The sequence below is a fragment of the Streptomyces sp. NPDC055966 genome, assembly GCF_042269865.1.
Taxonomy (GTDB): Bacteria; Actinomycetota; Actinomycetes; order Streptomycetales; family Streptomycetaceae; genus Streptomyces.
The window spans coordinates 17,572-44,307 of the sequence record NZ_JBHJYK010000019.1; the positions used below are offsets into that span (position 1 = coordinate 17,572).

Sequence of the window (26,736 nt, forward strand, 5' to 3'; positions counted from 1 at the left end):
CTTGGCTGGGGATGCCGACCCCTTGAATTGAACGCGTTCAAAACATGCGGCAGGCTCGCTCCGAGTTTGCGCTGGAAGGTCGCGACGGTCTGCAGCTTGCTGTGCGCACGCGGCTGACGCTCTCAAGCGGATGGATGGGGGTATGGATTCAACGCACGAGGTCCTGGCCGAAGCTGACCATGGCGGGCAGTCGGCACCGCGGCCAGGTGGCAGGATGCGCCACCCGGCCCATCGACTCAACAGGCCCTTCGGCCGGGTGGCTGCAGTTCTCGGGTGCCTGATTCTCGCGTGCACTTCGTGCGCCGGCGCCGGCGGCGAAGCAGCCGTGATCCAGCAGGCCGAGCTGGTCGGGGATTGGAGTAGTGCGGCCGGCGCCAGAATGCACGTGTCGGCCGACCACAGCCTGACAGTGAGTGGCATCAACCACGCCGCGCCTGACTACAGTTGTTCTACGAACATCACGGTCGGCAGGTGGCGGTTCTGGGTGCAGGACGGCTCGCCGCAGAGCTTGACAGCCTCGGACTCGGCGACCGAGGGGGAGTCCTTCACGGTGTCGGCGAACACCGGCGATTCGACCAGATGGTGCGACCTCGAAGCACGGGTCCAGCGTGATGGCCGAGGGTTCAGCATCTGTCTCGTCCTGGACCTTGACCAGACATGCACTGTTGAAGAGCTCCTGCGCAAGGACTCGACACAACCCCTCCAAGGTTGCCCGGCCACCGACCCTCCTCCCACCTCTTCGTCCACCGCAGCGCCGCCTGCGCGCAGAACCTCCCGCCCGGCGTCGTAGAACGCCTGGCACGCGACGAGGGCTGGGTCGTGCGCCTGTCCCTTACCGAGGACTGCGCACAGACACCTGCCGGGGTTCTGCCCGGCATGTGCCGGACGTGGGACGGCTATTCGGCCGCCTGCTTCCCGGAACGTCCCCACTTGCCTTGCCAGAACACCCTGCAGTACACCGACGACGCCGACCCCTCTATGCGCCGACTCGCCCTCGAAGACCCCGCCGCCACGGCGGGCCTGGTCGAGAGGTTCAGCCGTGACCCCGACCGCGGTGCGCGCTGGCGGGCCCTACGCGACCCCCGCCTCACTGCACCACGCCACCGCCACCGCCACGGCCGCAGTCGCTGTCCCGCCCGTCCCGGAGCACGTGATGCACCACCTCCTGGACCGGCAGCCACCAGGCACGACCTGATCAGCTGGGTGTCGGTCAGCAGAGCGACGGCGATGTGCGTGCCTCGACGCGGTCCCTCCGCAGCTTCCATCGTCGCCGCCGCGATGGGCGGGCCCGCCAGTGCATTCCTCCACGCGATGAAACCAGTGGCCGGCATGGGCTGGAATTGGCACGATGTCCGGCAATGGCCTCCCACTCGTACTCCTTCAACAGTCTTCCGGTCGATCCCATCGCCACCGCCCGCGACGCCTTGAACGGCCTGGCCGTCGGCGACGCCTTCGGAGCCCAGTTCTTCGTCCCCGACAACCTCCCCGCTCTGCGTGCCCAGCAACTGCCCGAAGCGCCCTGGCCATGGACCGACGACACGGAGATGGCCTGCTCCGTCCACCAACTCCTCATGCGACGAGGCGCGGTGGACCAGGATGAACTCGCCCGCTCCTTCGCCGAACGGCACGACTTCGACCGCGGCTACGGTCCTGCGATGAACCGCCTGCTGCGCCTGGTCCGCCAGGGCGGCGACTGGCGTGAACTCGCGGCCGGACTGTTCGACGGTCAGGGCTCCTGGGGCAACGGGGCAGCGATGCGCGTCGCCCCTCTCGGCGCCCGCTACCCAGGCGACCCGGAACACGCAGCCCGGCAGGCTGCCATGTCCGCCGAGGTGACCCACACCCACCCCGAGGCCAGCGCCGGGGCCGTCGCGGTCGCCGTCGCCGCCAGCCACGCCGCGGACCGCCGCAGCGAACCCGTGACCGGCACGGACCTGCTCGCCACCGTTTTGGACCTTGTCCCGACCAGCCGGGTACGCGACGGCATCGTCGAGGCCCGTACGCTCCTGGACCAGCCACACGTCGAACTCGCCGCCCATCATCTCGGCAACGGCCGCCAGGTCAGCGCCGTCGATACGGTCCCCTTCACCCTCTGGTGCGCCGCCCGCAGTCTGACCGATTACGCGACTGCCCTGTGGACCACTGCAACGGCCGGCGGAGACGTCGACACCACCTGCGCGATCGTCGGCGGCATCGTCGCCTCCCGCGTCGGCACCGAAGGCATCCCCGCCCCCTGGCGCAACAGCACAGAGACCCTGCCCGCTTGGCTGCACGGACGCCAGTCCTGGAACGCCGCCCACACCGCCACCGTGGCCGACCGCCACCCCTGCCCCTGCTGCGGCCACCTCGTCCACGACGAACCGCGCGGCTCGAACGACATCTGCCCGGTGTGCTTCTGGGAGGACGACCTCTCACAACTGCGCTGGCCGACCACGACCGGCGCCAACCGCGTCTCACTGATCGAAGCGCAGCGCAACGTGCAGCGCTTCGGGGCCTGCGACCAGCGCGGCCTGCGCTTCACCCGTCGCCCACTCCCCGACGAACCACTCGACCCCCTCTGGCGACCGATCGACCCGCAGCAGGACTCGTTCGAGGACCCCCACGACCCCGTACCCTGGCCCGACTACCAGCCGGACCTCTACTGGTGGCGGCCGACGTTCTGGCGGCGCGAACCCAGATGACCGGCAGGCAGGTCGGCCGTCCCGCAAGCTACTGCTCACTGTGGCCCGACCCACCGAAGCTCTTGTCCACTGGCGGGATGCCGCCCCCTCAGGGCCGCGGCTGCCATCGTTCCCAGGAACCCAGGCAGCCCTGGGAGGCGGTCGGCAACCGGTGACGGTCCCGCCGCACGACACGCTCCGGCGCTGTCCGAGAATGATCGTTGACACGGTTGTGACGGTCGGACGGGGGATGAGATGACGACGGGTACGAAGCGGGGCGGGAGGAAGCGGGCGGGGGATCCGGAATATCCCCGCCGCCCGGTGCTGACCGCTTTGTTGGTTCCGGTGGCCGCGCTACTGCCGCTTGTCGGTGGGGTATTGGGGCCGCTGCGCTGGATGCTGGTGCCCTCGATCGTGTTGTGTCTGGGCGGCGTGGTCTGGCTGCTGGTCGCGGTGATGTCGTTGTCTCCTTCCGCCGTGCTGCGGCGGGTGGCCCTGGCGCTGATGTTCGCGCCGATGATCGCCACACCGTTGTGCGCTATGCAGGCGTCCCAGGCCCTGGTCCTGCAGGCACGAGGCGTGTCGGAGTCGGCCGTGATCACACGGATCGAGGTCCACCACGGGAAATCGACCACCTATGACTGCACGCTCCGCTACGACGGTTCCGCCACACCGACCGCCGATGCCATCTCATGCGGTGCAGACGACCGGGTCGGCGAACGCGTACAGGTGGTGCGGGATCCCGGGGGGCTGGTCGATCCGGAATTCGACTGGCGGGTGCGTGCCGCCCGGGCCGATGTCGTGTTTGCCGCCGCGTCGGAGATCGCCTTGATGGTCGTCTCCGTCTTGGCCGTCGCAGTCGGCGCGGTCATCCACATCGTCGGCCTCCGGCGTGCGGGCACAAGCTGCCCAGCCGGCACGGACGCTCAGACCCTCCAGCTGAGGCGCTCGCAGGCCCGGTGAAGTCTCGGCCAGAGGCCGTAAGGCGTAAGAGCCCAGTCGCTTTTGGACGCTGCTCTGGACCGAGAACACCGCTACCCAGCTGGCCCAGGGCAGGCCGTAGCGTGACGGCCGGGAACGGCGGGCTAGCTCGCCGGCCCGCCGTGGACGGGGCCATGCTCGGGGTACGACTGCAGACTCGACCACGGCGCGCCGCCGGTACTTCCGGTCAGCGGGGGTCAGTTGCGCTCTCGGTGAGGCCCAGCAGTTCCGCCGTTGCCGCGGTGCGGTGACCGAGGACGTCGCGCAGGATGAGGGCCGGGTCGGGGTTCTGGTCGGGCAGGCAGTCGAAGAGGAAGTCGGAGTAGGCCTGCAACCACGGGGACTCGCCCAGACGGGAGGGCCCCGGACGAGAGGCCACCGACGGCTCCGCCGGCACCGGACGGCGACGAGTGGTGCGCAGGGCGTTGAGGCAGCGGTTTGTGGCGATGCGGTGCAGCCACGTCCGGACCGAGGAACCGGCCTCGAAGCCGTCCAGGCCGATCCGGGCAGCCAGGAGGAGGTCGCGGCGCTGCGCCTCTACACCGGTGACCGGTGCCAACCGCAGCATCGGACGCGCACTGGTCGAGGCGGTTCCGCGCCGGAAGGCGCGACGCGTCTACGCCGCGACGCGGCAGCCCTGCCTGGTCGGTCACATCCAGCGGCACAGGCCGCGCAGATCGAAGCGGTCGCGGAGCAGATCGAGGATCTGGACGTGCTTGTCAACAACGCGGGACTGGCGATCTTCGACGATTTCGGGGACCGTCAGGTGCTGTCACAGCACCTGACGGTCAACTTCTTCGGGCCGGAAGCCGTCACGCAGGCGTTCACGCCTCACCTGCGACGGTCGCGCGGGGCCATGGTCAACGTGCTGTCGCTGGCGACGCTAGCGTCGGTGCCGGGGATGGCGGGGTACTCGGCTTCCGCGGCCGCGGCGCTCGCGCTCACCCAGACGCTGCGCCTCCAGCTCGCCGCTCAGGGCGTGCTGCTCGAACGCGGGAACGCCGCGCTGCCGACCGACCTGCGATGAGCCCGACGGCACCCACAACGGGCCGCGCGCCGACAACGGCCGACCCGCAGTGCAGACCCGTCTTCGCAAGGCTCATAAGGTCCGACGCTGCCGCCAGGTCGAGGTCGCCGACACCACGCACGCCCAGGCCGCCCTGCAGAGATCTGTCTCCCTGGCACGCGAGCGGCCCCCGATCGATCTGGGAGCCCGCGTGGCCTCCATCTCTGCCTGCTGTTCAGGCCCGACGTAGTGCGGAGCGGCCCGCGTAGCGTGCCGATTCGCCCAACTCCTCCTCGATCCGGATCAGTTGGTTGTATTTCGCCGTGCGGTCGGAGCGGGAGAGCGAGCCGGTCTTGATCTGACCGCAGCCGGTGGCCACCGCCAGATCCGCGATGGTGGTGTCCTCCGTCTCGCCCGAGCGGTGGGACATGACAGCCGTCCAGCCCGCCTGATGGGCCGTGGCCACGGCGGCCAGCGCCTCGGTCAGGGTCCCGATCTGATTGACCTTGACCAGGACCGAGTTGCCGACGCCGGTGCGGATACCCTCGCGCAGCAGCGTCTCGTTGGTGCAGAACACGTCGTCGCCGGTGAGCTGGCAGCGGTCGCCGACGCGGGCGGTCAGCTCGCGCCAGCCCTCCAGGTCGTTCTCCGCCATCGGGTCCTCGATGGAGACGACCGGGTAGGCGTCGATGAGCTTGGTCAGGTAGTCGGCGTGCTCGGAGGGGGTGCGGCGGACCCCCTCGCCCGCGTAGTCGTACACCCCGTCGCGGAAGAACTCCGACGACGCCGGGTCCATGACCAGGCCGATGTCCGTGCCGGGGCGGTAGCCGGTGCGCTCGATGGCGGTCATCACGAAGTCGAGCGCCTCCTCGGCGGTACGCAGCGCGGGCGCGAACCCGCCCTCGTCGCCGACGCCCGTGGAGTGCCCGGCTGCCAGCAGATCGCGGCGCAGGGTGTGGAAGACCTCGCTGCCCATGCGTACCGCTTCGGCGAAGGTGTCCGCGCCCACGGGCGCGATCATGAACTCCTGGAAATCCAGCGGATTGTCGGCGTGGGCGCCGCCGTTGACGATGTTCATCATCGGCAGCGGCAGGAGGTGGGCGTCGGCGCCGCCGAGGTAGCGGTAGAGGGGCTGGCGGTGGGCCGCGGCGGCGGCCTTGGCGGCGGCGAGGGAGACGCCGAGGATCGCGTTGGCGCCGAGCCGGGACTTCGTGGCGGTGCCGTCGAGGGCGACCAGCGCGGCGTCGAGGCCCGCTTGGTCCGCCGCGTCCCGGCCGCGCACGGACGCCGTGATCTCCCCGTTGACGTGGGCCACCGCGTTGTCGACGCCCTTGCCGTGCCAACGCGCGGAGTCTCCGTCGCGTAGTTCGACGGCCTCCCGGGCCCCGGTGGAGGCGCCGGAGGGGACAGCCGCGCGCCCCAGGGACCCGTCCGCCAGAACGACGTCGACCTCGACCGTGGGGTTGCCCCGGCTGTCGATGATCCGGCGGGCGGTGACGCTCTCGATGCCGGCGTCGACGGTTCCGACTGCCTTTGCGGACATGGGACGTCCTTCCCGTTGTGGTGTGCCGTGGCCCCGGCTGCGACGACGCTGGCGCTGAGCCCGACAACGGCAAACTGTACAGCAATGCTGCTCAGTTTTGCTGTACAGCATTGCTGTGCAGGTCAGGTGCACAGCCTCGCTGACCAACGGGGTAAAGTGCCCTATGCCCACCTCGGAAGCCGCCGCCATCGCCGTCGAACTGCGCACAGCGATGGGCAAGCTCACCCGACGCGTCAAACACGAGGACCGCATCCCGCTGGGCCAGGCCGCCGTGCTCGGTGCACTCGACCGCAACGGCGCCATGACCACCAGCGACCTCGCCGCCGATCAGCGCGTACGCCCCCAGTCGATGGCCCGGGCGGTGGGGCTTCTCATGGAACAGAACCTGATCACGCGCCGCGCGCACCCCACCGACGGCCGCAAGTCCCTGGTCGAACTGTCGGACGCGGGCCGGGCCGCGCTCGAAGCGGAGCGCGGCCGCCGGGCCGGGTGGCTCGCGCAGGCCATCGAGGCCGAACTCACGGAAGAGGAGCGGGCGTTGCTGGCACGGAGCGCCGCCCTGCTGGAGCGGCTCGCCACGCGCTAGTGCCCCGCCAGGCAACGTTCGCTCCGTCGCGACGCCCGGCACGCGCCCCGAGCTCTCGGCTTCGAAGCGAACAGGGACGTACCCCCCTTCACCGCACCTGCCGAAGGCCCAAGTGCGCCCAGCACGCCGACTTCCGCTTCCGGCTCGCCACGTACGTGGCCGACGTCGACATCTCCGCCACGGCCGGGCGTGGTCACCGCGACAGCGGGGCGGGGTAGGGGTACAGGTGTCGGCGGCCGTGTGCGGCGGCGCGCCACAGCAGTGCCGCCGTAGTCATCGAGGGGCATCGCCGCGACTTCGTCGTCGAAGTGCAGGGACGGGTGGTCAGGCGGGCCAGCCGGTCGAGCTGGGCAAGTTCTCGGTCTCCCAGCGTTACCTCAGCCCCCACGAACTCCGTAGCGATTGAGGCGTCCTGGCGGCGCTGATCATCCTGCGTCGTTCGGGACGAACACACCTGGCTCGCCGCGTTCATGTCCGAGGCTTGGGACAACCACCCTGACGAGTACGCGGCAGGTGTCGCCGACTCGATCAACAGGGTCTTCAACCCCGTCAAGGACTTCCATGCCGCGGCCGATGTCCTTCATGTAGACGCCGATGCCGCCTGGATGCCGCCGATTTACGGAGGCCGCCGCCTCGTGGCACATCTCAGATCGCTGGGCTGGATGCCGTACGCGCTCCGACCGTCATGAGGCAGGGCCAGGAGGTCTGATCCTGTCCGCTGGGCGTCGGCGGCGGGAGCTTCAGGATCATGCGGCGGCGTGGTGAAGTTCGGGGAACCCGCGGCGGCAGCCTTGCGGACGGCTGCCCAGCCGCTACTTCGATGACTTTTCCGCCGCTCCGGCCAGGCGGTTCAGTGTGACGCCGGTCGCGATTCCCTGGGCAATGCGGCCGAAGACGGCGGCTGGATGGGGGCCCCACTGACCGGAAGGCCGGCGAGGGCTCCGAGGTGTGGATCAGGCGCGGCACCGCAGCAGGGTGAGCGGCGGGTTGGCATAGAAGTCCTGCCAGAAGTCACTTCCGAACTTCTCGATCCCGGCCGGTGAGATGGGCAGCGAAATCCATGTGACGTCAGTGAATCCCGCCTCTGCCAGGCACCGCTCGTATGTCTCGCGCTTCGGAGGAGTCGCATCGAAGGAGACCTCTTGACCCGGCAGCAGGGCGGTAATCCTTGTCGGGATACCGTGCTCCGAATCTCCTTCCCTGGCTTCGCAGCGAAATCCGTACTTGTCCAGCGGCGGACCGTCGAAACGGTAGTCGGGGTTCTGCGCGAACAGCACGAACGGTGCCCCCGGCTTCACGCTGGCATGGATCGTGCGACACATTTTTTCGACAGCCGTCATGTCGTCGGCGTAGTTGAAAAGCTGTACCGCTACCGCGATGTCGAACGGCTCCCCGGGCTCGGCCAGCTCGGCGACGTCGCCGACGGCATATCGCACACCCAGCGGCTGTGCCTGCTCGATCTTCTCGCCGACCGCGATCATCTCGCCGGAGATGTCGATACAGAAGACATCGGCCGCACCGCGCCGCTTGAACTCGCGGGCGTAGAATCCAGTTCCCCCACCGAAATCGATGACACTCTTGCCGGTGACGTCGCCGACTTCGGCGAGGACGCCAGGAACTTCCCCGTACTGGATGATCGGCAGCGCCTTGAAGCCCTCGAAGGCCTCGCCGATCCGGTCGTACTGCTCACGTGCGTTGGCCATGCGTCATTCCCCCTGCGTGTGCGTGTGGTTGTCCGTCTGTTCGGCAGTCTCTACGGGGTCGGCCGTCGCGTCGTATTGGCGTAAACTACAAATATTCCGTCAGTTGACCGGATCCATATACGACGAGGCCCCCGCCGACCGTAGCTTGAGTTCTGGTAGTCGTCGGGAGTGGCACTGGACCCCCGAGCAGAGCCTTCACGCTCTGCGCAGACGGTTCCCGACCGGCCGGAGATGCGCGTGGTCCACGAGACGACCTACAAGGCCCTCTACGTCGAGGGCCGTGGAGAGCTCCGCCGCGAACTGACCAAGGTACTTCGAACCGGCCGGGCCATGCGCCGGCCGCGCCGCCAGTCCGACAAGCGCCGGCCCAGCGCCATCAAGGGCATGGTGATGATCAGCGACCGGCCCGCAGAGGCCGCCGATCGAGCGGTCCTCGGGCACTGGACAGGCGACCTCATCATCGGCAAGGACGGCAAGTCCGCGAACGCCACCCTCGTCGAGCGGGCCACCCGACACGTGCTGCTCGCCCACCTGCCCGCACGCCACATCCCGGTCTACTTCTACAACCCCGCCAGCCCCCGGCAGCGGGGACCGAAACGAGAACACCAACCGGCTGCTGCGGCAGTACTTCCCCAACGGCACCGAGCTGACCGTCCACAGCCGCGAGCGCCTGGACGGCGTCGCCGCCAAGCCCCTGGCCGCAGCCAGTTGATCACCCGTGCTGCCACGACTCCTGGAATTCGCCTAGAGGCTGACGGGGGCTTCGACAGGTGCTCAGATCGTTCCCGTCAGCTCTGGTGCCAGCGGTACTTGTCCTGCGGACAGATGTACGCCCTCACCGCCGCGTTGATCATCCGTGCCTGGTCCGTTGTCACGGGGTTGTGCGGGGAGGCGAAACGCCGCTTGGCTGCCGCGATCTCGTCTCGGCCGCCCAGACTCGCGCAGTGCTCACGTCCCCACTGGATCACCTGCTCCGGAGTGGTTCCCAGGAACGCGGGACGTGCTCCCAACAAGGCGCTTATGTATCTCTCTCGTACCTCGCCGGTCGGCTCCGGCGGCAGCACGGCACGAGCCGGTGTCGGGGCGAACGGCGGCGCGGACGCGGTGGTCGACGGCTTCCCCATGGTGGGGTCCTTGCCGTGATAGGCGGACGATGGCAACGACGTGTCTCCTTTTCCCGTGCGGCACGCGGAGAGGAGCAGCATGGCGGCTGCGGCTGCCGCCATGGTGATCACTTTCGCTGTGCCGATGGTCATGATGTCCTTCACGCGGGGACGCAGGCCCGGCCCTTCCGGGTAGCTGTAGCGTCTCCCGTTCCTTCGAACGGAGGCCGAGCAGCCCGGGAACGGCCGGACGGCACGATCATTGCTCGGCGGGATCCTCCCACCATCCGGTGATCCGGTACGGCCAGTTCTGGTGAACGACGCTGAGTCCCTGACCCCACTTCTCGCCGTGGTCGTCCACCCGTCCAGTCGGTGATCGGTGTCGTCCATCGGCCGGTACCGGGCCATCCACACCGCGACCGGACACACGGGCTGATGAGGATTCCTGAAATTGGCTCTGCCCGCAGAATGTGCTGTTTCCCGGGATCGATGTGCGGGTGGGGCGGGTGAACGGCTCCTCCAGCGTCCTGGTGGTGGATGCGGTGTGGCCGGCTCGTCCGGGCCGGTGCCTCGACTGCGGCGAGCAGGCGAGGCGCGTGCACAGCACGTACCAACACACCCTGAACGAGCGGCCTTTGGACCCTCGCCAGGTCATCGTCCGGCCGCGGGTGCGCCGGCACTTCTGCGACCGGAAGAGCTGGTCCCGCAAGACGTTCGTCGAGCAGGTGCCGGGCCTGTCCGAGCGACGCCGCCGCTCCAGCACCGGGCTGACGGGCTGACTGCGGTCGGATCACGATCGAGCTCGGCGGACGCCCGGCCACCTGGCTGTGCCGACGTCTGCGGATGACCGCGGGCCGGACCCGGCTGCTCATCAGGCTGCTGAAGGCGGCGACGGTACCGGACCGCGCCCCGCGGGTGCTGGGAGTGGACGAGTTCGCCTTCTGCAAGGGCCGCACTTACAGCACCGTGCTCGTCCACGTCGAGGCCGGCCGCGTCGTGGACCAGCGCGGACAGCTCCTCGAACGTCTCCGCCCTCGCACGTGGGGCATGCCCAATTCCGGAGTTCACCGAGCCTGTCGGCGTTTGGGACGCTCAGCGTCGACGTGGGATGCGCAGCGTCTGTATGAGCTGGGTGAGTTCCTCCCGGAAGAGCTTCTCCGGGCTGGTGGTCTGGGTGTGCATGTGGCCGTAGACCTCCAGTGACACCAGTCCATGCAGGTGCCCCCAGATGCGCAGGGCGAGGGCGACGGCTGCGGGCGGCAAGTCCGGGAAGGCCGGACGCACCTTTTCGAGGAGCCCACGGTCGAAGTCGGACCAGTCGAAGGCGCTGTCCTGGTAGAGGTGCCGGGCGTGGGGCCAGGCGGCTGCCGCGAGGGCGGTGAGCCCGGTGCAGACCCGGCGAGCGGCATCCGGGGCGGGGCCTCCCTCGGGGGCCTGGTAGCCGGGCACGGGGTCACCGTAGATGAGGCGGAACCCCTGGGGGTTGACCAGGGCCCAGGTCCGGAAGGCGTTGGCCCACGCCTCGATCCGGATGGCTGGATCGGCGGAGGGCGTGGTTTCCCAGGCCGTGTCCACAGCGTCGGCCAAGGCGGTGTACACGTCGTTGATCAGCGTGGTGACCAGGTCGTCCCTGGTCGGGAAGTACCCGTAGATGGCGTTGGCGGTCATGCCCATCTCGCGGGCGATGGCCCGCAGGGTGATGGCGTCCGGCCCGCCCTTGGCCATCAACGCCAGTGCCACCTCCTTGATTTCGGCCGTGGTCTCGGCCCGGAGCCGCTCGCGTCTTCCCCTGCTTCCCGTGGCTGTCACAACTGGCACTCTACAGCGTCGACTTACTGATCCTTGTAACTTAACTTCACGCCGTATAGTTTCTGCACGGCGTCACCAACAGTGGCGTCCTACTTCTGCATGCACAGGGGAGAACATGCACATCGGAGTCATCGGAGCCACGGGCACCATCGGCAGCCGGGTCGTCACCGAGGCCCTCGACCGAGGCCACAACGTCAAGGCGTTCAGTCGGGACGCCGTTCAGGCGCAGCGCGAGGAGCGTCGGGACAACATCACCTGGACGAGCGTCGACGTCCTGGACCCGAAGAGCATCGCGGGCATCCTGCCCGGCCTCGACGTCCTGATCAGCGGATTTCAGCCGGGTAATGCCGCCAAGGACTTCGCGGACACCGTCCGGCGCTCGATCGCCGACCCGACCGTCTATGCGACGGCGGCGCGGGCTCTGCTGAAGGCTCTGGAGAGCCGCCCACAGACCCGGCTCATCGTGATCGGCGGCGCCGGCAGCCTCGAAATCGAACCGGGAGTGGTGCGCGCAGACTCCGACGAACTGCTGCACGCCGCCCTCGACCAGCTTGGGTTGCCCCGCGAATACGCCGCAGCGGTACGCGGTCACCGCGACGCCCTGGCCGTCCTGCGGACCTCGAACCGGCTGTGGACCTACTTCAGCCCCGCGGAGGAGATCGGCCCCGGCGAGCGCACCGGCCGCTTCCGGATCGGCGGCGACCAGCCGGTCCTGGACGCCGACGGCCGCAGCCGCATCTCGGTGGAGGACGCGGCCATCGCCTTGATCGATGAGGCGGAGCTGCCGCGCTTCGTGCAGCGCCGCTTCACCATCGGCTACTGACAGCCACAGCCCACGCCCCCGTGGGGGACCTCATGAACTCCCTCACGGGCGAGTGAAGCGGACCACCACCGCGCACGGCCTGCATGCCGGCGGCGCCGGTCCTGCACGAGAAGCCGATCCGAGACGTACCCACCGGAGGTGCCGTGTAGGAGGAGCCACAGCCACCCACCGGCATGTCCATCTCCGAGCCGTCTCCGTAGTAGTGCAGAGAGCCCCGCTGGACGCACCCACTGCTCACCGGGCCGAATCCGACCATCGCTCCCGCAGGCCAGGCGTGCGGACTGGCAATGTTGTAGGTGACGTCGTAGTTGACGGCCACCACATCCTTGTTACCTCCGGAACGCCCCGTCGCACTGCCAGTGCGCCATAACGTGGTGGTACTCGCTGTCGCCGGGGCGCGGGTCCCGTGCTTGAGGGCCGGGCAGCAGGGTCGACGGTGGGTCCCACGAGCACCATCCCGACGACGCGGTCCGGATGCCGCACGGCGGCATCCACCGCCACTTGGCAGCCGAAGGATCCGCCGAGGAGCACCACGTGGTCCAGGTCGACGGCGGTCAGCCACTCCACGAGCAGGTCGGCCAGCGCCCGCAATACCAGCGGGTGCCGGGGTCCGGCGCTGGCGCCGAACCCGGGAAGGTCGACGGTCCACGTGTCGTGACGATGACCGAGGATCTCGGTGAACGGCCGGAACTCCCGGCTGGAGACTCCGGCACCGTGGACGCACACCACCGACGGTGCCCGGCCCGCGATCCGTCAGGCCACGATCGGTCGGCCACCCACCGCCACCGTGATCCGTTGCATGAAAGATCCCTACCCGGAGTCCGGAACGACGATCAGGACACCGCCCCTCGTGTCCGCGCGAGGCGCCGGTTCGGCTGGACCCGACGGCAGCACCGGGCAACCGGATCAGCATGACCTGGAGATTTGTGCTCGTCGACGTAGATCTCGATCGTGACGCTCATGCGTCTTGAGTACGTGGCGGTGCACTCCGGCTCGACCATGGTGGATCCGGGTCCGCCCGCGAGGGCTTCGGGCAGGCCGTGTGGTGGAGCAGGGTCGCTGCCCTGGCGTACGCGCACGAGGACACCAAGGCGGAGTCGCACGCTCGGCGGGTGAGCCGGGTGAGCCGGCCGGGGCGAAGGCGGCGAGGGCGCGGTCGGCCGGTCAGGCTCCGATCTCGTCCGGCCCTACCGCCGTGCCCTGAACCAGCGGCAGGGCAGATGACCGGTACTCGCGCCGACCACCGTGCTGCTGCCAGCGACGCCTACGGTCCGGACAGGAGAAGGTGATCGGCATCCCCAACGATGTCGTCGCCACCGAGGTGGTGTGCCGGCTGCGCCGCATCCGCCACGCCGGCACGCGCTGCGAGTCTCCCAACTGCAACCTGCTCGCCGGGCGGATCGTGATCGCCTGTTATCAGGAGCTCATATCTGGAGCTCACCCGGTGGATCCGGTGGATGGAGACCACAACCCCACCACCCGGCGCATGATGGAGTCCATCCCGGGACAGGCAGAGGAACACGCCTACGACCTCGCCAACCTGCTGGAGACCGACACCCGGCTCACTCGCCCGACGTCCAGGCCTGTGGCCCACCACCGCGCCACTCGATCAGGTCCGAGTCGTCGACCGTCGTGTCGGTCTCCGGGAGGCCCTCCCGGCGCAGAAACTCCACCACATCGAGCAGGTGGTACGCGGTACCGACGAACTCGCCATGGATCGTGACCTGCCGGCCGCCGTCGGGGCCCGGCGGCTGGACAGTCACAGGCGCGCCTTCCATGCCCACCGGGTTCCCCGTCGCCGAGGCACTCATGCCGGCCCGCGCCCGTCGAACACCGTCCGTGACCGGGTATGAGAGGCGTGGGCGTCCGTCCCGCTGACCCGACCGGGCGGCGGCGTGCGAGGGCGTCGCTCACCCGGGGCTACCGCTGGGAATCGCGAGCTCACGGCCACGGTAGAAGCCTTCCCGCTCCTCCACGACGTACGGGGCCATGGCGGCACGCCGCTGCGTCTCCGGTTCGGACGTCCGCCAGGCGTCGCACGTCTCCTGGGACTCCCAGAAGGACACGCCGGTGATCTCCTGTCCGTCCTCGGACCAGTACGCGAAAGCACGGCGCATACCCCGTGGACGGGTGGCCGGCCGCCACGCCCTCTCGAAGTCATCGAGGGTGCCCGGCCGAATGCGACGCGTGGTCACCCAGACGAAGTTTTCCGCCACCCCAGCCTCCTCCGCTACGTCGGCCCGGCTTGCCGGCGCCCATGTGACCACCGTAGGTCCGCGGCACCGATGGCGCCTGCGCGGCGATCTCACGTGCTCCCGAGAATCCGGCACGGAAGGCGGAACATGATGGATGTATATCCCCGTTCCGGGAGGAGAGGTGCGGAATGACCGAGTACTGCCCTGGTGGTGCCGAGGGCGTGGCGGGCGGCAAGTCACGGTTCGACGACATCTACGACCGTCCGGACCCCCGCGCGTACTTCCGGCGGCTGGCCCCGCTTGAGTACGAGATCCCGCATCACGCCCAGCCCGTCTTCCGGCAGGTGGCGGCCGACCGGGCCGCGCTCGCCGATGGCCACCGGGGCAGGCCGGCGATGCTGGACGTGTGCTGCTCGTACGGGATCAACGCCGCACTGGTGAACCACGACGTCACGCTGGCGGAGATGTACGAGCGGTACACCGCTCCGGGGCGCCGGACGATGCCCACGGCGGAACTCGCGGCGCAGGACAAGGAGTTCTATGCCGAGCGGCGTCGACCGGACGCCGTACCCGTGTTCGGCCTGGACGTTGCGGCACCCGCCGTGCGGTACGCGTGTGAGGTGGGCTTGCTGGACGCCGGCTTCACCGACGACCTGGAGCAGGGCCCGCCGGGGGCCGGCCTGAGCGGCGCGCTCGCCGAGGTCGGCCTCATCACGCTGACCGGCGGCGGCAGTTATGTCACCGCCCGGACGTTCACGGCACTGCTGGGCGGCGTCCGAAGGCCGGTGTGGGTCAGCGCGTTCGTCCTGCGGACGGTGTCGTACCACCCGATCGTCCGGGCACTGGCCGCACACGGTCTGAGTACTACCGTCGACGTCACCCGCACCTATCCGCAGCGTCTCTTCACCGACGAGCGGGAACAGCGGTATGCGATCGAGGCGGTACGGGCACTCGGAGGCGATCCCGCAGGGTGCGAGGAGGACGGTCGTTTCCACAGCCTGCACTACGAGTCCCGGCCCGATACGGGGTGACACCCACGCGGCCGGGCAAGGACTCACCGTGCGCAGCCGACGTCCAGTACCTCGACCACGTCGCCGTGCACGGTGTAGACGAGCCAGCACCACTCGCCGAACGCCGCTGCCAGGTCCGGCGCCCGGGTCTCCGCGCCCTCGGCGACCGCGTCGATGAGCGCGATGATCTCCTCGTGCGTCTCGTCCGGCATGTCGAAGAGCACGTTGGCGGCGGGTTGGATCAGTTCGATTCGCATGACACCCCCGCGGACGGGCAAGCAGGGCACCAGGTGAAGCGGCGTACACCTCCGTTCGGCTCGATGACCGGGCAGAACCCGGGGAAAGTTCCTCATGACCACCATAAATCCACTGCATCGGCGTCAGCGCACGGCAGTGCGCGCTGCCCGCCCCGGCGCCTGCACGCGTCTACGAGACGGCCGCCCGCGCGAGCGGTTACCACGCCGATGTGTCCACGCTGGATACCAAGGAGTTGTAGGAGATTCCTGGGGTCGGCGAGTCGATCGCGGAGAAGGTCGAGGAGTACGTCCGCTCCGGCAGTGTGTCGGCGGTTGACGGGATATGCGCGCAGATCCCGGCCGGCGTCCGGCGACTTATGGCGACCCCCGCGCTCGGCCCGAAGAAGCCCCTGGCCCTCAACGAAGAGCCTAAGCCGGGTCACTGCGCCGCGTGCGGCAGGACCTCCACCAGCTGTGCCCCCCCGCCTCGGCCGGGCGCCCTGCCCCTTTTTCGGCGCCGATATTTCACGCAGACACGCAGGTAATCCAAATCTCAACATGTGGGCGCTCCTGTCCGTTAGGTAAATCGCTGAATAGCATTCCGCTAATCAAAGGAGTTGCAATGGGTGAACACGTTCACGTCCGCGTGTGGGACGGCCTGAGTGTGAGCGATGGCGGCGAATTGATCGAGTTCTCGCACTGCCGGTGTGGCGCCACCTGGTCCACGACCCACCGGGTGGACGAAGGAGCCCCAGAGGAGTAGGCGGGTACTCGCCGGAGGCGAAGGTGCCTCCGGCGAGTACGGTGCGCGGGCGGCCGTCGGAGAGGCGGTGGCGGACCTGGTAGGTCTCGCCCTTGGTGGTGTTGTGCAGGCCGGTCTGCCGTAGCCCGTCGCCGGTGTCGATGCGGTCGTAGTCGCCGGGCCTGTCGTCGGCGGCCAGGTCGGCGGCGCGCAGGGGGCCGCCGCACTGGAGGAGGGCCGGACCGGTCAGCTCGTCGGGCAGCGGGTCGAAGTCGGGGAGCCCGGAGATGTCGGGGCCGCGTTCCAGCTCGCTCCGGGCCGCCTCCCCAGACGGCAGCGGGGGCTCCGGCACGGCGCGGTTGACGGAGGCGAGCTCGGGCAGCCGCAGATCCGGGAACGGCGCGCCTTCCCGGCTGCCGATGCGCGGGGGTCGGTGATCGTGCCGGTGAGGGCGGAGACGGCGGCCGTCTCCGGGGAGGAGAGCCAGACCGCGCCATCGTCGGTGCCGGAGCGGCCGAGCCAGCCTGCCTGGTGGATATGCGCTCTGGCGGCGATCAGGTCGAAGGTGGCACCCGTCCTGGCGAGGTCGGCGAGGAACTCGCGGGAAGTGGGTTGACGTCGAAGCTCACGGCCGGTCGGTCCGGCGGCCGACGACGATGACGGCGGCCACGGCGAAGTCGCACAGGCTGAGGTTGGCGGAGAAGCCGATGACGGCCTGCCTGATGGGCTCGCCCCCTGCGAGATCGACCTCGCCATGCTCGAACCGCTCATCGCCCGTCCCACCTCGCCCGGCAGCGTCGTACCGGTGCGTCCGGTTCGCGGAAACCGGCCTCGCGGTCCTCGGCGCGCAGGAAGTCGCGCACCGCCGCGTCAGAGGGGAAGACGGAGGTGGTGGCGCCCGGCTCGGCGCCCTGTTGGCGATGACGTGCCGGTCCATCGAGGACAGGCAGTAGACCCGACCGCTCCAGCACACGGAGGTCCAACAAGACCGGGATGACCCACTCACAATCCGGTCCGGGGCAGTCTGGCAAGAGCGTGTCGTACCGGTGAGCGGATGCGACACGCTCATGGGTTCAGCCCAGCAGAAGGGTGACAGCGCCGACCCGGCAGTTGTTCCAGGCGATGCCTGCCCGTGCGCCATGGGTGGCGGTGACCACCCAGGGGGAGACGAGAAGCCAGACGCCGAAGGGCGCAATGGTCCATGCCAGGCGGAACATCCGTTCGTGGACGACCCAGGGCGAAATCGCGGCATATACGCCAGCCAGGAGGCTCAGACCCTCAAGGGCGATCGCCCTGCCCGAGGAAGCCGTGCGTTCGAGTCGCTCCCGCATCTCTGCAATCTCGGGGTGCTGTCGCCTCCTCTCCATAAGGGGCTTTATGTATATACCTTTTATGGAGAGTGAGCCGCGCTCAGGAAGGGGAAATGCCGGGTCGATGGTCGACCCGGACGGAGGTGGTCATGCGAGGAAGGACGTCCCGCCGGGCGCGCGCAGCACTACCGGGCGCTGTTCGTGCCCAGCGTGATCTGACCCATCCCGCGTTCCGCCGCCACCGCCCATTCCGATTCACCGGATACGGGGAGGGGCTGCCGGCACGGCGTTGATGTGTCGATGTTCGGCGCGGCCCGGGCGATGGCCCTGGCCGTTGCCGCGGCTTCCTCGTCGTCCCGTGCGGACACCGCGAGAAGGCGGAAGGGGGCGGGAGGCCGGAGTTCGACGCATACCGCGGGTCTGTCCCGTCCCACTGCTGCGAAGTCCTTCCCGGCCTGATGACAGCGCGCACCGATGGACAGGGTGCCGGCCATGCAGATGCCGCGCTCGTGCACCCCGCGCAGGGCTCGCCACCAGTCAGGCTCGACGGTCACCCGGCACACGGCCGCCAGCGGCACACGAACGTCGCCACGACGGGCGGCCGCCTTTTCCCACCACGCCAGATGTACGACCACTTGATCTTCTGTGACGAGCATCTCCGCCATGGTTGAGCGCCTCCTCACCCCGTGGGATCTGGGGCCGTGGCTGTCGTCCCGCCACAGGGGACGTCGGCCTCGGAACCTCGTCCCGGGCCCCTTGCCCCACGGGTGCGGGTGGTCCGCCTTGCAGCCTTGGTGCGCCTGTCCGCGGAGAGCGCTTGCGGTGCGGGCGCTCGGTATGGCTGGACCGGGTGGCGTAGCGGCGGGGGCTGCTCGGCCCAGACGGTCTTCCCGGTGGGCGTGTGCCGGGTGCCCCAGCGCTCGGCGACCTGACCCACCAGGAACAGGCCGCGACCGCCCTCGTCCAGAGCACGGGCCCGGCGCAGGTGCGGGGTCGTACTGCTGGCGTCGGAGACCTCGCAGATCAGGGCGGTGTCGTGGATGAGCCGCAGCTGGATCGGGGGGTGGGCGTGGCGGATGGCGTTGGTGACCAGTTCGCTGACGATCAGTTCGGTGCTGTCGGCGGCGTCCCGGAGTCCCCAGACCGAGAGCTGGCGTGCGGCCCGTCGGCGTGCGGTGGCGACGACGGATGGATCGGCGGGGAGATTCCAGGAGGCCACATGGGAGGCGCCCATGATGTGGGTGCGTGCGACGAGCAGGGCGGCGTCGTCGTCCGGGGTGCCGGGCAGGAGTGTTTCGACGATACGGTCGCATGCCGCCTCGGGCGAGGGAGCGGCTCGGCTCAGGGTGTCGAGCAGGCTCCGCTGTCCGGAGCCGATGTCGCGGTGGCGGGTTCGGACCAGTCCGTCGGTGTACAGAACGATCAGGCTGTCTTCGGGCAGCCGGCTGTCGGTGGCTTCGAACGGCAGCCCGCCCACGCCGAGCGGCGGTCCGGGGACCACGTTGAGGAAGCGCACCGCGCCGTGGGGGGTGACGAGGGCCGGCGCGAGGTGGCCCGCGCTGGCCATGGTGCAGTGGCCGGAGATGGGGTCGTAGACGGCGTAGAGGCAGGTCGCGCCCACTTCGCCGACCGATTCGATGCCCTCTTCGATCTCTTCGAGGATGAGGTCGTCGAGCTGGGTCAGCAGTTCGTCAGGGGTGAGATCGACGTCGGCGAGGGTACGTACCGCTGTGCGCAGTCGGCCCATCGCGGCGGAGGCGTGGATGCCGTGGCCGACGACGTCGCCGACGACCAGGGCCACGCGGGCGCCCGAGAGAGGGATGACGTCGAACCAGTCGCCGCCCACACCGGCCTGCGCGTCGGCCGGCAGATAGCGGGTTCCGGTCTCCACGGCCAGCCGCGTCGGGCGGTGGTGCGAGAGCAGGCTGCGTTGCAGCACCAGGTCGGCGCCGTCGGCCTCCTGCGGAACGTCGGCCTGGAGGAACCACTGCACGTGCTGCTCGGCGTCCATGAGCGGACAGGCCCGCAGGTCGGCTTCCACCTGGCGGCCCCCTCGGTCGCGCAGCGCGACCCGCCCTGTCCACGCCTGCCTCTGTGCAGCCCTCCGCCGGGCCGCGTCGGGAAGACCGGAGCCCAGGAGACCGGCCGCCGGGCGCCCGACGATCTCGCCCGGCGTGTATCCGAGCAGCAGCCGGGCACCACGGCTCCACGCGGTCACGACGCCCTGCGCGTCGATGGCCGCGACGGCTGCGTCCGCCATGTGCGGAGTGACATACGTGCGCATCGTTCTCAGTCCCGTATGTGTCCCGGCGGGTCGGCGAACGCGCCGCACACCGCCGCGTCACGACGGCCAAGAGCCAACATTCAACTAATGGAACACCGACAGGCGGATGAGCATTCCGCTGACGGGTGCCGTCCGTCAGCGCCGTCCGGGTCGATGCCGTCGGCCTCAGCGATGCGCGAAGAGGCGTTCGTTCCTGCCCGCCCGGTGACCATGCAGGACTGGCCGCTCACGGTGTGTTGCGACTCCACCTCGCCGTACACGGAATCGCGGGAGCACGTGCAGCGTGTCCTGGCGCGTAGCGAGCCGGCGTTCACGGGGCGTCTCGGCGTTGCGGTCGATGAGGACGGTGCGAACCGGCAGTCAACGGCGGTTGATTCGCCCGGCCGGGCGGAGACGCGCACCATGGAAAGTGACCCACATTGCCCCACCTCGCGGAGGTGAACCGCGATGACGCTGCCCGTACGACACCGGCCCGGCAGCTTGCTGGAGCGGCGGCTTCCAGGCTTCGGATGGGGTGAACCCATCGCTGCCGAGTTCGACGAGCTGTTCCAGCGGATGAACCAGCTGCTGGAAAGCACATCCGCCCCAGGCGAGCCGGCCTGGTCCCCTGCGGCCGACATGCGGGAGACCGACGACGCCTATGTGATCGAGGCCGACCTGCCCGGGATCAAGCGGGACGACATCGACATCGAGATGAGCGAGCGGGAACTGCGCATCACCGGGGAGTGCAAGGAGCGGGAGCGCGAAGGCGTCCTGCGCCGCAGCACCCGCCGCACCGGCCGTTTCGAGTACCAGGCCCTCCTGCCCGCAGATGTCAGGTCGGAGGAGGTGAGCGCGACCCTGCACGAAGGTGTGTTGACCGTCACCGTGCCCAAGTCGCAGGCCACCAAGCCGCGGCACATCGAGATCACCGAGTCCTGACCCCTACTCGGTGCGTGCTGCGAAGCCGTCGCACGGCAGAGTTCATCCTGCCCGGGCAGCTCTGCCGTCCGACGGTGATCTGCCGGGACAGCGAGGTGCGGACACGAAGATGTCGGTGCCCCACGTCACGACCGTCGCCGCGGCACTTCGCGCCTACCGGTCCGCATGGGCCGCTCTGGCGCCGGATCCGGCGAGCTCGCCCACCTCTCGTCGGCTTGACGACGACGAACCGGGCCGGGCGGGAAACCACTGCCTCCCGCTGAGCCGATGCAGGCCCCCTGTATGCGCCACGTCTCGGGGCCGCAGCGCATTTCGGTGTCGAGCACGATCAGGCCGAGGGGCGGGATCAGGCCGAGGGGCGTGGCGTGCACGAGGCGTTCCACGGCCGTCGGATCGCTCTCGCTCGTCGGCTGCTCCGCAAGCATCGCTACGGCGAGTACGCGGGATGCCGGCCGATGCTGCGGCACGTACCGCCGCGTCGCCTGATCACCGAGCAGGCCGAGTCCTGACCGACGGTCTCCCGCCCGCCCCGGATAGCCGTCAGAGACCGTGCCCCCTCAGGTGTCGACACTGGCGGCAAGGTCGCCTGGACAAGGGCCCCATCGGGTTGGCTGACGGGGAGGCGAGCAGCGCTGGGCAGGTCGGTAAGTGCGGTGATCTGGCCGGTGATACGGCGCAAGCCGGCGGCGTTGCCACGGGTGGGTCAGGGGCCTGGTCCGGCAGGGCGAAGATGCCGTCGAAGTGGACCAGCGCGGGTGGGAGGTGCGGACGTCTATGGCCGGACAGCGACTTGGAGCCGTCGGAGGAGTTCCTCGATTCCCGGTACCAGCCGGGGGCCCAGGACGGCGACGCCCATCGCGGTGGCCACTCCGGCCCAGGCCACCGGACCGAGCGGTGTGCAGCCGAAGAACTGGCTGATCAGTGGCGTCTCGACAAGGGCGACCAACACCGCTGCCGAACCGAGGGCTGTCATCAGCACCAGCGGGCTGTGCCGCCGGCCGGTCACGGTCTGGGTGAGCTGGGCTCCGACCACCCCACACAGCGCCATCGTGCTGGTCCGTCGCGCGGAGCCGGGCGTGATCGTGCCGATCAGCCAGGCGGTGCTCGCGCCCAGCGTGGTGACGATGCCCCGTTCGCGGATCTGACGTGTCAGCGGATCGCCGAGAGCCGCGACGCCGACCGGGACGCTGTCCGCCAACGCCGATTCACCGGCGGGGCTGTCCTCGGAGGTCTCGTCGCGTGGTGTGACCGAGACCGCCATCGCCGGGAACATGTCGGTGAGCAGGTTGACCAGCAGGATCTGCCGCGTGGACAGCGGTGAGGCGCCGGAGAGCAGGGTCCCGAGCACCGAAAAAGTGATCTCACCCGCGTTGCCGCCGATCAGCACGCTGATCGCATCCGCGACGCTGCGCCACAGGGCTCGGCCCTCGGCGACGGCGGCGACGAGCATGGACAGGTCATCGCTGGTGATCACCAGGTCCGCCGCGTTCCGGGCCGCGGCCGAGCCGCGGACCGCGATGCCGATGCCGATGTCGGAGGCGCGGATGGCGGCGGCGTCGTTGGCACCGTCGCCGACCATGGCGACCACTCGCCCGGCCGCCTGCAGCGCCTCGATCACCTGCAGCTTCTGCTCCGGTGCGACGCGGGCCACCACGTCGCAGTCGCCCAGCAGGCGCGCCCCTCCGGCGCGGTCCTGTTCGGCGAGTTGGCCGCCCGTGATCACCGATACGTCGTCGGGCCAGCCGAGTTGGACGGCGACCGCACGAGCCGTCTGCGGGTGGTCGCCGGTGAGCATGACGGGCCGCACACCGGCGTCGCGGAGATCGGAAACCAGCGGCGCGGAGCTGGGACGAGGGGTGTCGGCCAGAGCGACGTAGCCGAGGAGTTCCAGGTCCGCGAGAGGGCGATCGAGCGCCTCGGCAGGTTCTTCGGCGTCCGTCAGCGGGCGGCTGGCGACCGTCAGTATCCGCAAGCCGTCCGCGGCCAGGGACTTCGCGAGGTCGTCGGTGCTGTCTGTGCAGGCAGGCAGTACGACCTCGGGGGCGCCCTTCACCAGCAGCACGCGGGAATCGTCCGCGGTGGCGCCGACTGCGGCGGCGTAGCCCCGGCTGGCCTCGAAGGGCTGGATCGCGAGGGGCTTGCGCCGTGAGCCGGCCGGGGCGGCGGCGAGGATGGCCTCGTCCGTGGAGTGCGCGTGGATACCCGCCTCGTGGTCGGGGGTGCGGCAGGTCAGCGCCGCCGACTGCAACAGGGGTGCCGCCTCGGTGGCGTCGGCCGGGTGCTGGTCGCCGTCCGCCGTGGCGACGCGCACCACGTGCAGGCGGTTCTGGGTGAGGGTGCCGGTCTTGTCGAAGCAGATGGTGTCCATGCGACCGAGGGCCTCAAGGGCGCGTGGGGTGCGCACCAGTACACCGATCCGGCTGAGCCGACGGGTTGCCGCCAGTTGTGCGACGGTCGCCACGAGCGGCAGCCCCTCGGGAACGGCGGCCACCGCGACGGCCAGTCCACCGCGGACCGCCTCGCGCACCGGTCGGCCGCGCAGCAGCGACAGCCCCGTCACGGCCGTTCCGCCCAGCAGCGTGAACGGCAGCATCCTGCCGGTCAGTTCGTGCAGCCGGGCCTGGACGCCGGGCGCCGGCCGAGCGTGTGAGGCGAGGTGGGCCGCACGCCCGGCCTCGGTCTGGTCGTCGGTGCCCACCACGACGGCACGGCCATGGCCGGCGGCCACGGTGGTGCCGGCGAAGACCATGCAATGACGGTCGGCCACCGGAGCCTGCGGTGTGGCGTCCACCTGCTTGGCCGTCGGCAACGACTCGCCTGTCAGCGAGGACTCGTCCACCTCCAGGTCCTCGGCCTCGATCAGCCGTCCGTCGGCCGGTACGACGTCTCCGGTGTACAGCTCGATGAGCTCGCCCGGCGCGAGGCGGCGCGCGTCCACGGACCGGGTCTTCCCGCTCTCCACGTCGACGATGCGACGGGCCTCCTGACGCTGCCCCAGCTTGAGGCCGGCCAGCGCGTGCTCGGCGCGCAGCCTTTGGAGCCCTCCCACCAGGGCGTTGACCCCCAGCGCGCCGGCCACCAGCAGCCCGTCCACCATCGCCCCCAGGAGAGCCGACGCGGTCGCGCCGACCAGCAGCAGGGGAGTGAGCGGGTCGTGCAGTTCGGCGCGGACGGCGCCGACCAGACGGAACGTCAGGCGAGCGGGGGCGAGCACGGGAAGCCTGGCGGCCCTGCCGGCGGACTCCCGGAAACCCGCGAGCATGCTCGGCTCCAGCGTCCGGGCGCCGGTCCGCAGCCGCGCCAGCACCTCCTGGGGCTGTAGCGCGTGCCAGGGGACTCGGGGCGGCGGGTGCGGCGCATGGTGGGCACTCGCCTGGAGCGCTGCGCGCCAGCCCGATACGAGGGAGGCGGCTGCGGCGGCGTTCACCGGACCGATCCGCAGGCCCAGCGGGAGGGTGACGCGTTTCGAGCGGGCGCCCCGGGTCACCACCAGCAGACCGGCCAGCGCGGCGCCCGCCTCGGCGAAGAGCTTGGAGTGCTCGCTGACGGTCCGCGCGGCGGGGATGGCTGCCAGCAAGCGCCACGCGCCTTCCAGCCCCTGCAGCAGCAGGACGTCCGCGCCCCACACCACCGCGCTGCGGGCGTCGGTGAGGGAGACGGCGATGTCGCTGCGCAGCAGACCCGCGAGCACGTCACGGCTCTCGGGGTTCAGTTCTTCCTCGGTCGTGGCCCGGACGCAGGGAACATGGGCCACCGTGAGCACGACGCGGCCCTCGCCCTGAAGCTGCTCCACCACGTCGGCCAACGGCACGTCCAAGCCGACGAGTTGGTCCACGAGCGCGTCGAAGTCACCGAGTGATCCGTCGTCCCGCACCACCACGTGGAGACCGGCCCGGCGGGCCGCGTCCAACGCGGCCTCGGCCAGTGGGTCGATCTCCCAGCCGACCAGCACGGTACCGATGTCACGGCGCCGCTCCGAAGCGATCATCAACCCGGTGTCCGACTCTCCCTGGTCGGGCACCGGGCGCAGTGCGAGCCTGTGCTCCTCGTCGGGCCGCAGGGCGGCCGCCGCGGCCTGCCACAGATGGTCGTGGTCCCATTCGGGCACGTTGGGGTGGACGTCCAGGACCGTGCGCCGGGTGCTTCGCAGCGCCTCGGGATGGAGGACCACCGTGTCGACGAGCTCCAGCTGCCTCAGCCGGTCCAGGCTCCGGACGAGCACGCCCTCGCAGGCCAGCTCGGTGCACAGGGCCGCGGCGAAAGCGGCTGGTCCGTAGCGCGCGGCTTTGGGGTTCCCGGCCAGCAGCGCCTCGGCGCTCTCGTGGACATCGCGGGTGAAGAGGAGGGCTCCGGCCGCGCCGAGGAGGGCTCCGGTGACAGCCTGGTCCCGGTACTCCTCGCCCGGGTACCGGTGAAGCGGCGGGCGGGCGACCTCGCGGCCGGCCAGGCTCAGCCGTTCCGGCGCGCAGACGGTGTCGTGCGCGGCGTCGAACGCGGCGGCCCGCGCCACCGCCTCGGCCAGCTGACCCGCCCGCAGTGCGGCGTCCAGCGCGAGGGCGGTCGGCGACTGCCCGATCCCGTTGGCGGCCGCGTTGACGGCGGCCAGGACCAGATCCGTGGCCGAACGGCCCAGACGGCGTCGCAGCACGGTCCGTATCCGCGGGTCCTCACGCAGCAGTGCCACCCCGGCGGTCAGCAGGCGCGGCCCCTGCTTCAGGCGGACAGTCCGCGCCGCGACCGCGGTGCTGATCCCGACCGCGTCGCAGAACAGCGCGAGCGCCCCGGAACGTATGCCTCCTGTATGGCCCGGATGCGCGGGCTCCAGGACATCCTCCTCCGGCCGCTCCAGCTTCTGCCGACCGGCCAGTTCCGTCGCCCTGTCCACCACACGGTCGGTGACGGCGTCCTGCGTCGTCTGTATCACCAGCCGCGCCAGCCCGCCGTCCCAATAGGCGGCCAGCACATCCGGATGTTTCGCCAGACCGGCTGCCACGCGCCTGGCAGCCGCCTCCATACTGCGCACGGTGGCGCCCGGACGTGGGCGCAACGGGAGCTGCACACGGGTGCCGGCACACCAGTATCCCTGGCCGGGAGCCATGGCGTTCAGGCCGACCCGGCCGACCCGCACAGCGCTCTCGGACACCGTCACTGCACCGCGTTCGGTGGCACGTACCCCCGCTTCTGCCGCGGAGGCCGCCAGCCGGACAGCAGCACGCGTGCTCGGGAGGACGCGGCGAGCGACCTGCGCCGGCGCCCGCACCGAGAGGCTCAGCCCTGCGGCTGGAAACCGGCTCAAAGCGCTCAGGATCATCTCTCACCTCGCGGAACCGCTGGAGTCACCGACCGGCAGACCGGCCCGAGGCCTTCTTGGGAGGGCGCTTACCGGCCGCGCGGCCACCGGCCTGCGACCTGCGACTTCCCTCGGCACGCCCGGGGCGGGACTGTGTCAGCCAGACCACCGCGGCGCCAGCGGCCGCCAACGGCCACTCGACCACTCCAGCGGCACCCATCAGTCCGGCGCCCGCGTACGCCGCCATGCGTCGTGATCGGGGGGAGACGACGCCCACCGTGTCAAGGACGGTGTCGAACGCGTCCTTGACCGCGGTCGCGCCTGGTAGACGGCTCACTGTCGTCGTGACGGTGTCGACGGGATGGAGCAGCTTCTCTGTCGCCGCGGACGATGACGCTCGCGCATTCTCGGTCATGTCCGTCTCATCTCCTGCGGAGCCCGTCCGCGATGCGGATCGGGTCGGTGGCGGGTGTCCGGTACCGGGTACCTGGTACGCGGCGCCTTACACGGAGAACGGCGGTGGGCCGTCTCATG

24 protein-coding genes and 4 pseudogenes are annotated in these 26,736 nt (G+C 70.1%); 12 read left to right on the plus strand and 16 right to left on the minus strand.

The window, feature by feature from the left end; translation table 11 throughout:
• Positions 1-438 precede the first annotated feature (438 nt).
• Entirely contained in the window at positions 439-630 is a 192-nt protein-coding gene (locus tag ACFC8N_RS33595; protein ID WP_362817073.1) for a hypothetical protein, read from the minus strand.
• Between the two features lie 409 nt (positions 631-1,039).
• Between ACFC8N_RS33595 and ACFC8N_RS33600 the strand changes: the two genes are divergently transcribed.
• From ACFC8N_RS33600 to ACFC8N_RS33610, 3 genes are all read left to right on the plus strand, one after another.
• Entirely contained in the window at positions 1,040-1,195 is a 156-nt protein-coding gene (locus tag ACFC8N_RS33600) for a hypothetical protein (RefSeq protein WP_356038229.1), read from the plus strand.
• A 163-nt stretch (positions 1,196-1,358) separates the two neighbouring features.
• Complete coding sequence (locus ACFC8N_RS33605) at positions 1,359-2,681, plus strand: ADP-ribosylglycohydrolase family protein (RefSeq protein WP_376292397.1); 1,323 nt, start codon at positions 1,359-1,361, stop codon at positions 2,679-2,681.
• Between the two features lie 234 nt (positions 2,682-2,915).
• Complete coding sequence (locus ACFC8N_RS33610) at positions 2,916-3,623, plus strand: hypothetical protein (protein WP_376292400.1); 708 nt, start codon at positions 2,916-2,918, stop codon at positions 3,621-3,623.
• 205 nt (positions 3,624-3,828) lie between these two features.
• Here the strand turns inward: ACFC8N_RS33610 and ACFC8N_RS33615 are convergent, their stop codons facing one another.
• Complete coding sequence (locus ACFC8N_RS33615) at positions 3,829-4,209, minus strand: sigma factor (RefSeq protein WP_376292402.1); 381 nt, start codon at positions 4,207-4,209, stop codon at positions 3,829-3,831.
• Between ACFC8N_RS33615 and ACFC8N_RS33620 the strand changes: the two genes are divergently transcribed.
• Positions 4,093-4,668, plus strand: coding sequence for an SDR family NAD(P)-dependent oxidoreductase (locus ACFC8N_RS33620; RefSeq protein WP_376292404.1), 576 nt, complete (start codon positions 4,093-4,095; stop codon positions 4,666-4,668). The two genes, ACFC8N_RS33615 and ACFC8N_RS33620, sit on opposite strands and share 117 nt — an antisense overlap.
• 214 nt (positions 4,669-4,882) lie before the next feature.
• Here the strand turns inward: ACFC8N_RS33620 and eno are convergent, their stop codons facing one another.
• Positions 4,883-6,190: a phosphopyruvate hydratase gene (gene eno / locus ACFC8N_RS33625; protein ID WP_376292406.1), complete on the minus strand. Its 1,308-nt coding sequence runs from the start codon at positions 6,188-6,190 to the stop codon at positions 4,883-4,885.
• A gap of 163 nt (positions 6,191-6,353) precedes the next feature.
• Here eno and ACFC8N_RS33630 point away from each other — a divergent pair, with 163 nt between their 5' ends.
• Together ACFC8N_RS33630 and ACFC8N_RS33635 are read left to right on the plus strand one after the other, a co-directional pair.
• Positions 6,354-6,776, plus strand: coding sequence for a MarR family transcriptional regulator (locus tag ACFC8N_RS33630; protein WP_356038240.1), 423 nt, complete (start codon positions 6,354-6,356; stop codon positions 6,774-6,776).
• A gap of 470 nt (positions 6,777-7,246) precedes the next feature.
• Entirely contained in the window at positions 7,247-7,465 is a 219-nt protein-coding gene (locus ACFC8N_RS33635; protein ID WP_376292408.1) for a hypothetical protein, read from the plus strand.
• 264 nt (positions 7,466-7,729) lie between these two features.
• Here ACFC8N_RS33635 and ACFC8N_RS33640 read toward each other — a convergent pair whose 3' ends face one another.
• Complete coding sequence (locus ACFC8N_RS33640) at positions 7,730-8,479, minus strand: class I SAM-dependent methyltransferase (RefSeq protein ID WP_376292411.1); 750 nt, start codon at positions 8,477-8,479, stop codon at positions 7,730-7,732.
• Positions 8,480-8,654: 175 nt separating this feature from the next.
• Between ACFC8N_RS33640 and ACFC8N_RS33645 the strand changes: the two are divergent.
• Positions 8,655-9,164: pseudogene (locus ACFC8N_RS33645) on the plus strand (IS30 family transposase); the annotation flags it as partial.
• Positions 9,165-9,267: 103 nt separating this feature from the next.
• Here the strand turns inward: ACFC8N_RS33645 and ACFC8N_RS33650 are convergent.
• Entirely contained in the window at positions 9,268-9,747 is a 480-nt protein-coding gene (locus tag ACFC8N_RS33650; protein ID WP_376292414.1) for a DUF732 domain-containing protein, read from the minus strand.
• 341 nt (positions 9,748-10,088) lie between these two features.
• Here ACFC8N_RS33650 and ACFC8N_RS33655 point away from each other — a divergent pair, with 341 nt between their 5' ends.
• On the plus strand, positions 10,089-10,361 hold the full coding sequence (locus tag ACFC8N_RS33655) for a hypothetical protein (RefSeq protein WP_376292416.1): 273 nt from the start codon (positions 10,089-10,091) through the stop codon (positions 10,359-10,361).
• A gap of 313 nt (positions 10,362-10,674) precedes the next feature.
• On the opposite strand, the gene ACFC8N_RS33660 is transcribed toward ACFC8N_RS33655, so the two are convergent.
• Positions 10,675-11,391 (minus strand): TetR/AcrR family transcriptional regulator, encoded by a 717-nt coding sequence (locus tag ACFC8N_RS33660; RefSeq protein ID WP_376292419.1) that lies wholly within the window; start codon positions 11,389-11,391, stop codon positions 10,675-10,677.
• 115 nt (positions 11,392-11,506) lie between these two features.
• On the opposite strand from ACFC8N_RS33660, the gene ACFC8N_RS33665 reads away from it, so the two are divergent.
• Positions 11,507-12,214, plus strand: a complete 708-nt coding sequence (locus ACFC8N_RS33665; protein WP_376292421.1) for an NAD(P)-dependent oxidoreductase — start codon at positions 11,507-11,509, stop codon at positions 12,212-12,214.
• A 234-nt stretch (positions 12,215-12,448) separates the two neighbouring features.
• On the opposite strand, the gene ACFC8N_RS33670 is transcribed toward ACFC8N_RS33665, so the two are convergent.
• The 3 genes from ACFC8N_RS33670 to ACFC8N_RS33680 all read right to left on the minus strand — a co-directional run bounded on the left by ACFC8N_RS33670 (position 12,449) and on the right by ACFC8N_RS33680 (position 14,331).
• On the minus strand, positions 12,449-12,943 hold the full coding sequence (locus ACFC8N_RS33670) for an alpha/beta hydrolase (protein ID WP_362817093.1): 495 nt from the start codon (positions 12,941-12,943) through the stop codon (positions 12,449-12,451).
• An 833-nt stretch (positions 12,944-13,776) separates the two neighbouring features.
• Positions 13,777-13,977 (minus strand): hypothetical protein, encoded by a 201-nt coding sequence (locus ACFC8N_RS33675; RefSeq protein WP_376292424.1) that lies wholly within the window; start codon positions 13,975-13,977, stop codon positions 13,777-13,779.
• A 147-nt stretch (positions 13,978-14,124) separates the two neighbouring features.
• Complete coding sequence (locus ACFC8N_RS33680) at positions 14,125-14,331, minus strand: hypothetical protein (RefSeq protein ID WP_376292426.1); 207 nt, start codon at positions 14,329-14,331, stop codon at positions 14,125-14,127.
• A gap of 266 nt (positions 14,332-14,597) precedes the next feature.
• Between ACFC8N_RS33680 and ACFC8N_RS33685 the strand changes: the two genes are divergently transcribed.
• On the plus strand, positions 14,598-15,440 hold the full coding sequence (locus ACFC8N_RS33685) for a hypothetical protein (protein WP_376292427.1): 843 nt from the start codon (positions 14,598-14,600) through the stop codon (positions 15,438-15,440).
• Between the two features lie 23 nt (positions 15,441-15,463).
• On the opposite strand, the gene ACFC8N_RS33690 is transcribed toward ACFC8N_RS33685, so the two are convergent.
• The 5 genes and pseudogenes from ACFC8N_RS33690 to ACFC8N_RS33710 form a co-directional block, all read right to left on the minus strand.
• Positions 15,464-15,676 carry a hypothetical protein gene (locus ACFC8N_RS33690; protein ID WP_362817097.1) on the minus strand — a complete coding sequence of 71 codons (213 nt, stop codon included), beginning with the start codon at positions 15,674-15,676 and terminating at the stop codon, positions 15,464-15,466.
• 1,794 nt (positions 15,677-17,470) lie between these two features.
• On the minus strand, positions 17,471-17,764 hold the full coding sequence (locus ACFC8N_RS33695) for an SPW repeat protein (protein ID WP_362817099.1): 294 nt from the start codon (positions 17,762-17,764) through the stop codon (positions 17,471-17,473).
• A gap of 128 nt (positions 17,765-17,892) precedes the next feature.
• Entirely contained in the window at positions 17,893-18,372 is a 480-nt protein-coding gene (locus ACFC8N_RS33700; RefSeq protein WP_376292431.1) for a hypothetical protein, read from the minus strand.
• 194 nt (positions 18,373-18,566) lie between these two features.
• A pseudogene (locus tag ACFC8N_RS33705) lies at positions 18,567-19,649 on the minus strand (SpoIIE family protein phosphatase); the annotation flags it as partial.
• A 45-nt stretch (positions 19,650-19,694) separates the two neighbouring features.
• Positions 19,695-19,991 (minus strand): annotated as a pseudogene (locus tag ACFC8N_RS33710) (PAS domain-containing protein); the annotation flags it as partial.
• Between the two features lie 447 nt (positions 19,992-20,438).
• Here ACFC8N_RS33710 and ACFC8N_RS33715 point away from each other — a divergent pair.
• Both ACFC8N_RS33715 and ACFC8N_RS33720 read left to right on the plus strand, forming a co-directional pair.
• Entirely contained in the window at positions 20,439-20,912 is a 474-nt protein-coding gene (locus ACFC8N_RS33715) for an Hsp20/alpha crystallin family protein (protein WP_356038330.1), read from the plus strand.
• Between the two features lie 365 nt (positions 20,913-21,277).
• Positions 21,278-21,421 (plus strand): hypothetical protein, encoded by a 144-nt coding sequence (locus ACFC8N_RS33720; RefSeq protein WP_356038333.1) that lies wholly within the window; start codon positions 21,278-21,280, stop codon positions 21,419-21,421.
• 83 nt (positions 21,422-21,504) lie between these two features.
• Here ACFC8N_RS33720 and ACFC8N_RS33725 read toward each other — a convergent pair.
• Both ACFC8N_RS33725 and ACFC8N_RS33730 read right to left on the minus strand, forming a co-directional pair.
• Positions 21,505-21,609 (minus strand): annotated as a pseudogene (locus ACFC8N_RS33725) (type III effector protein); the annotation flags it as partial.
• 75 nt (positions 21,610-21,684) lie between these two features.
• Positions 21,685-26,223 carry an HAD-IC family P-type ATPase gene (locus ACFC8N_RS33730; RefSeq protein ID WP_376292433.1) on the minus strand — a complete coding sequence of 1,513 codons (4,539 nt, stop codon included), beginning with the start codon at positions 26,221-26,223 and terminating at the stop codon, positions 21,685-21,687.
• Positions 26,224-26,736: the final 513 nt, after the last annotated feature.

Coding starts and splice junctions, on each gene's coding strand:
- ACFC8N_RS33595 (WP_362817073.1), bottom strand. CDS start 630: ATGCTGAACCCTCGGCCATCACGCTGGACCCGTGCTTCGAGGTCGCAC.
- ACFC8N_RS33605 (WP_376292397.1), top strand. CDS start 1,359: ATGGCCTCCCACTCGTACTCCTTCAACAGTCTTCCGGTCGATCCCATC.
- ACFC8N_RS33610 (WP_376292400.1), top strand. CDS start 2,916: ATGACGACGGGTACGAAGCGGGGCGGGAGGAAGCGGGCGGGGGATCCG.
- ACFC8N_RS33615 (WP_376292402.1), bottom strand. CDS start 4,209: ATGCTGCGGTTGGCACCGGTCACCGGTGTAGAGGCGCAGCGCCGCGAC.
- eno (WP_376292406.1), bottom strand. CDS start 6,190: ATGTCCGCAAAGGCAGTCGGAACCGTCGACGCCGGCATCGAGAGCGTC.
- ACFC8N_RS33630 (WP_356038240.1), top strand. CDS start 6,354: ATGCCCACCTCGGAAGCCGCCGCCATCGCCGTCGAACTGCGCACAGCG.
- ACFC8N_RS33635 (WP_376292408.1), top strand. CDS start 7,247: ATGTCCGAGGCTTGGGACAACCACCCTGACGAGTACGCGGCAGGTGTC.
- ACFC8N_RS33640 (WP_376292411.1), bottom strand. CDS start 8,479: ATGGCCAACGCACGTGAGCAGTACGACCGGATCGGCGAGGCCTTCGAG.
- ACFC8N_RS33665 (WP_376292421.1), top strand. CDS start 11,507: ATGCACATCGGAGTCATCGGAGCCACGGGCACCATCGGCAGCCGGGTC.
- ACFC8N_RS33680 (WP_376292426.1), bottom strand. CDS start 14,331: ATGCGCCGTGCTTTCGCGTACTGGTCCGAGGACGGACAGGAGATCACC.
- ACFC8N_RS33685 (WP_376292427.1), top strand. CDS start 14,598: ATGACCGAGTACTGCCCTGGTGGTGCCGAGGGCGTGGCGGGCGGCAAG.
- ACFC8N_RS33690 (WP_362817097.1), bottom strand. CDS start 15,676: ATGCGAATCGAACTGATCCAACCCGCCGCCAACGTGCTCTTCGACATG.
- ACFC8N_RS33695 (WP_362817099.1), bottom strand. CDS start 17,764: ATGGAGAGGAGGCGACAGCACCCCGAGATTGCAGAGATGCGGGAGCGA.
- ACFC8N_RS33700 (WP_376292431.1), bottom strand. CDS start 18,372: ATGGCGGAGATGCTCGTCACAGAAGATCAAGTGGTCGTACATCTGGCG.
- ACFC8N_RS33715 (WP_356038330.1), top strand. CDS start 20,439: ATGACGCTGCCCGTACGACACCGGCCCGGCAGCTTGCTGGAGCGGCGG.
- ACFC8N_RS33730 (WP_376292433.1), bottom strand. CDS start 26,223: ATGATCCTGAGCGCTTTGAGCCGGTTTCCAGCCGCAGGGCTGAGCCTC.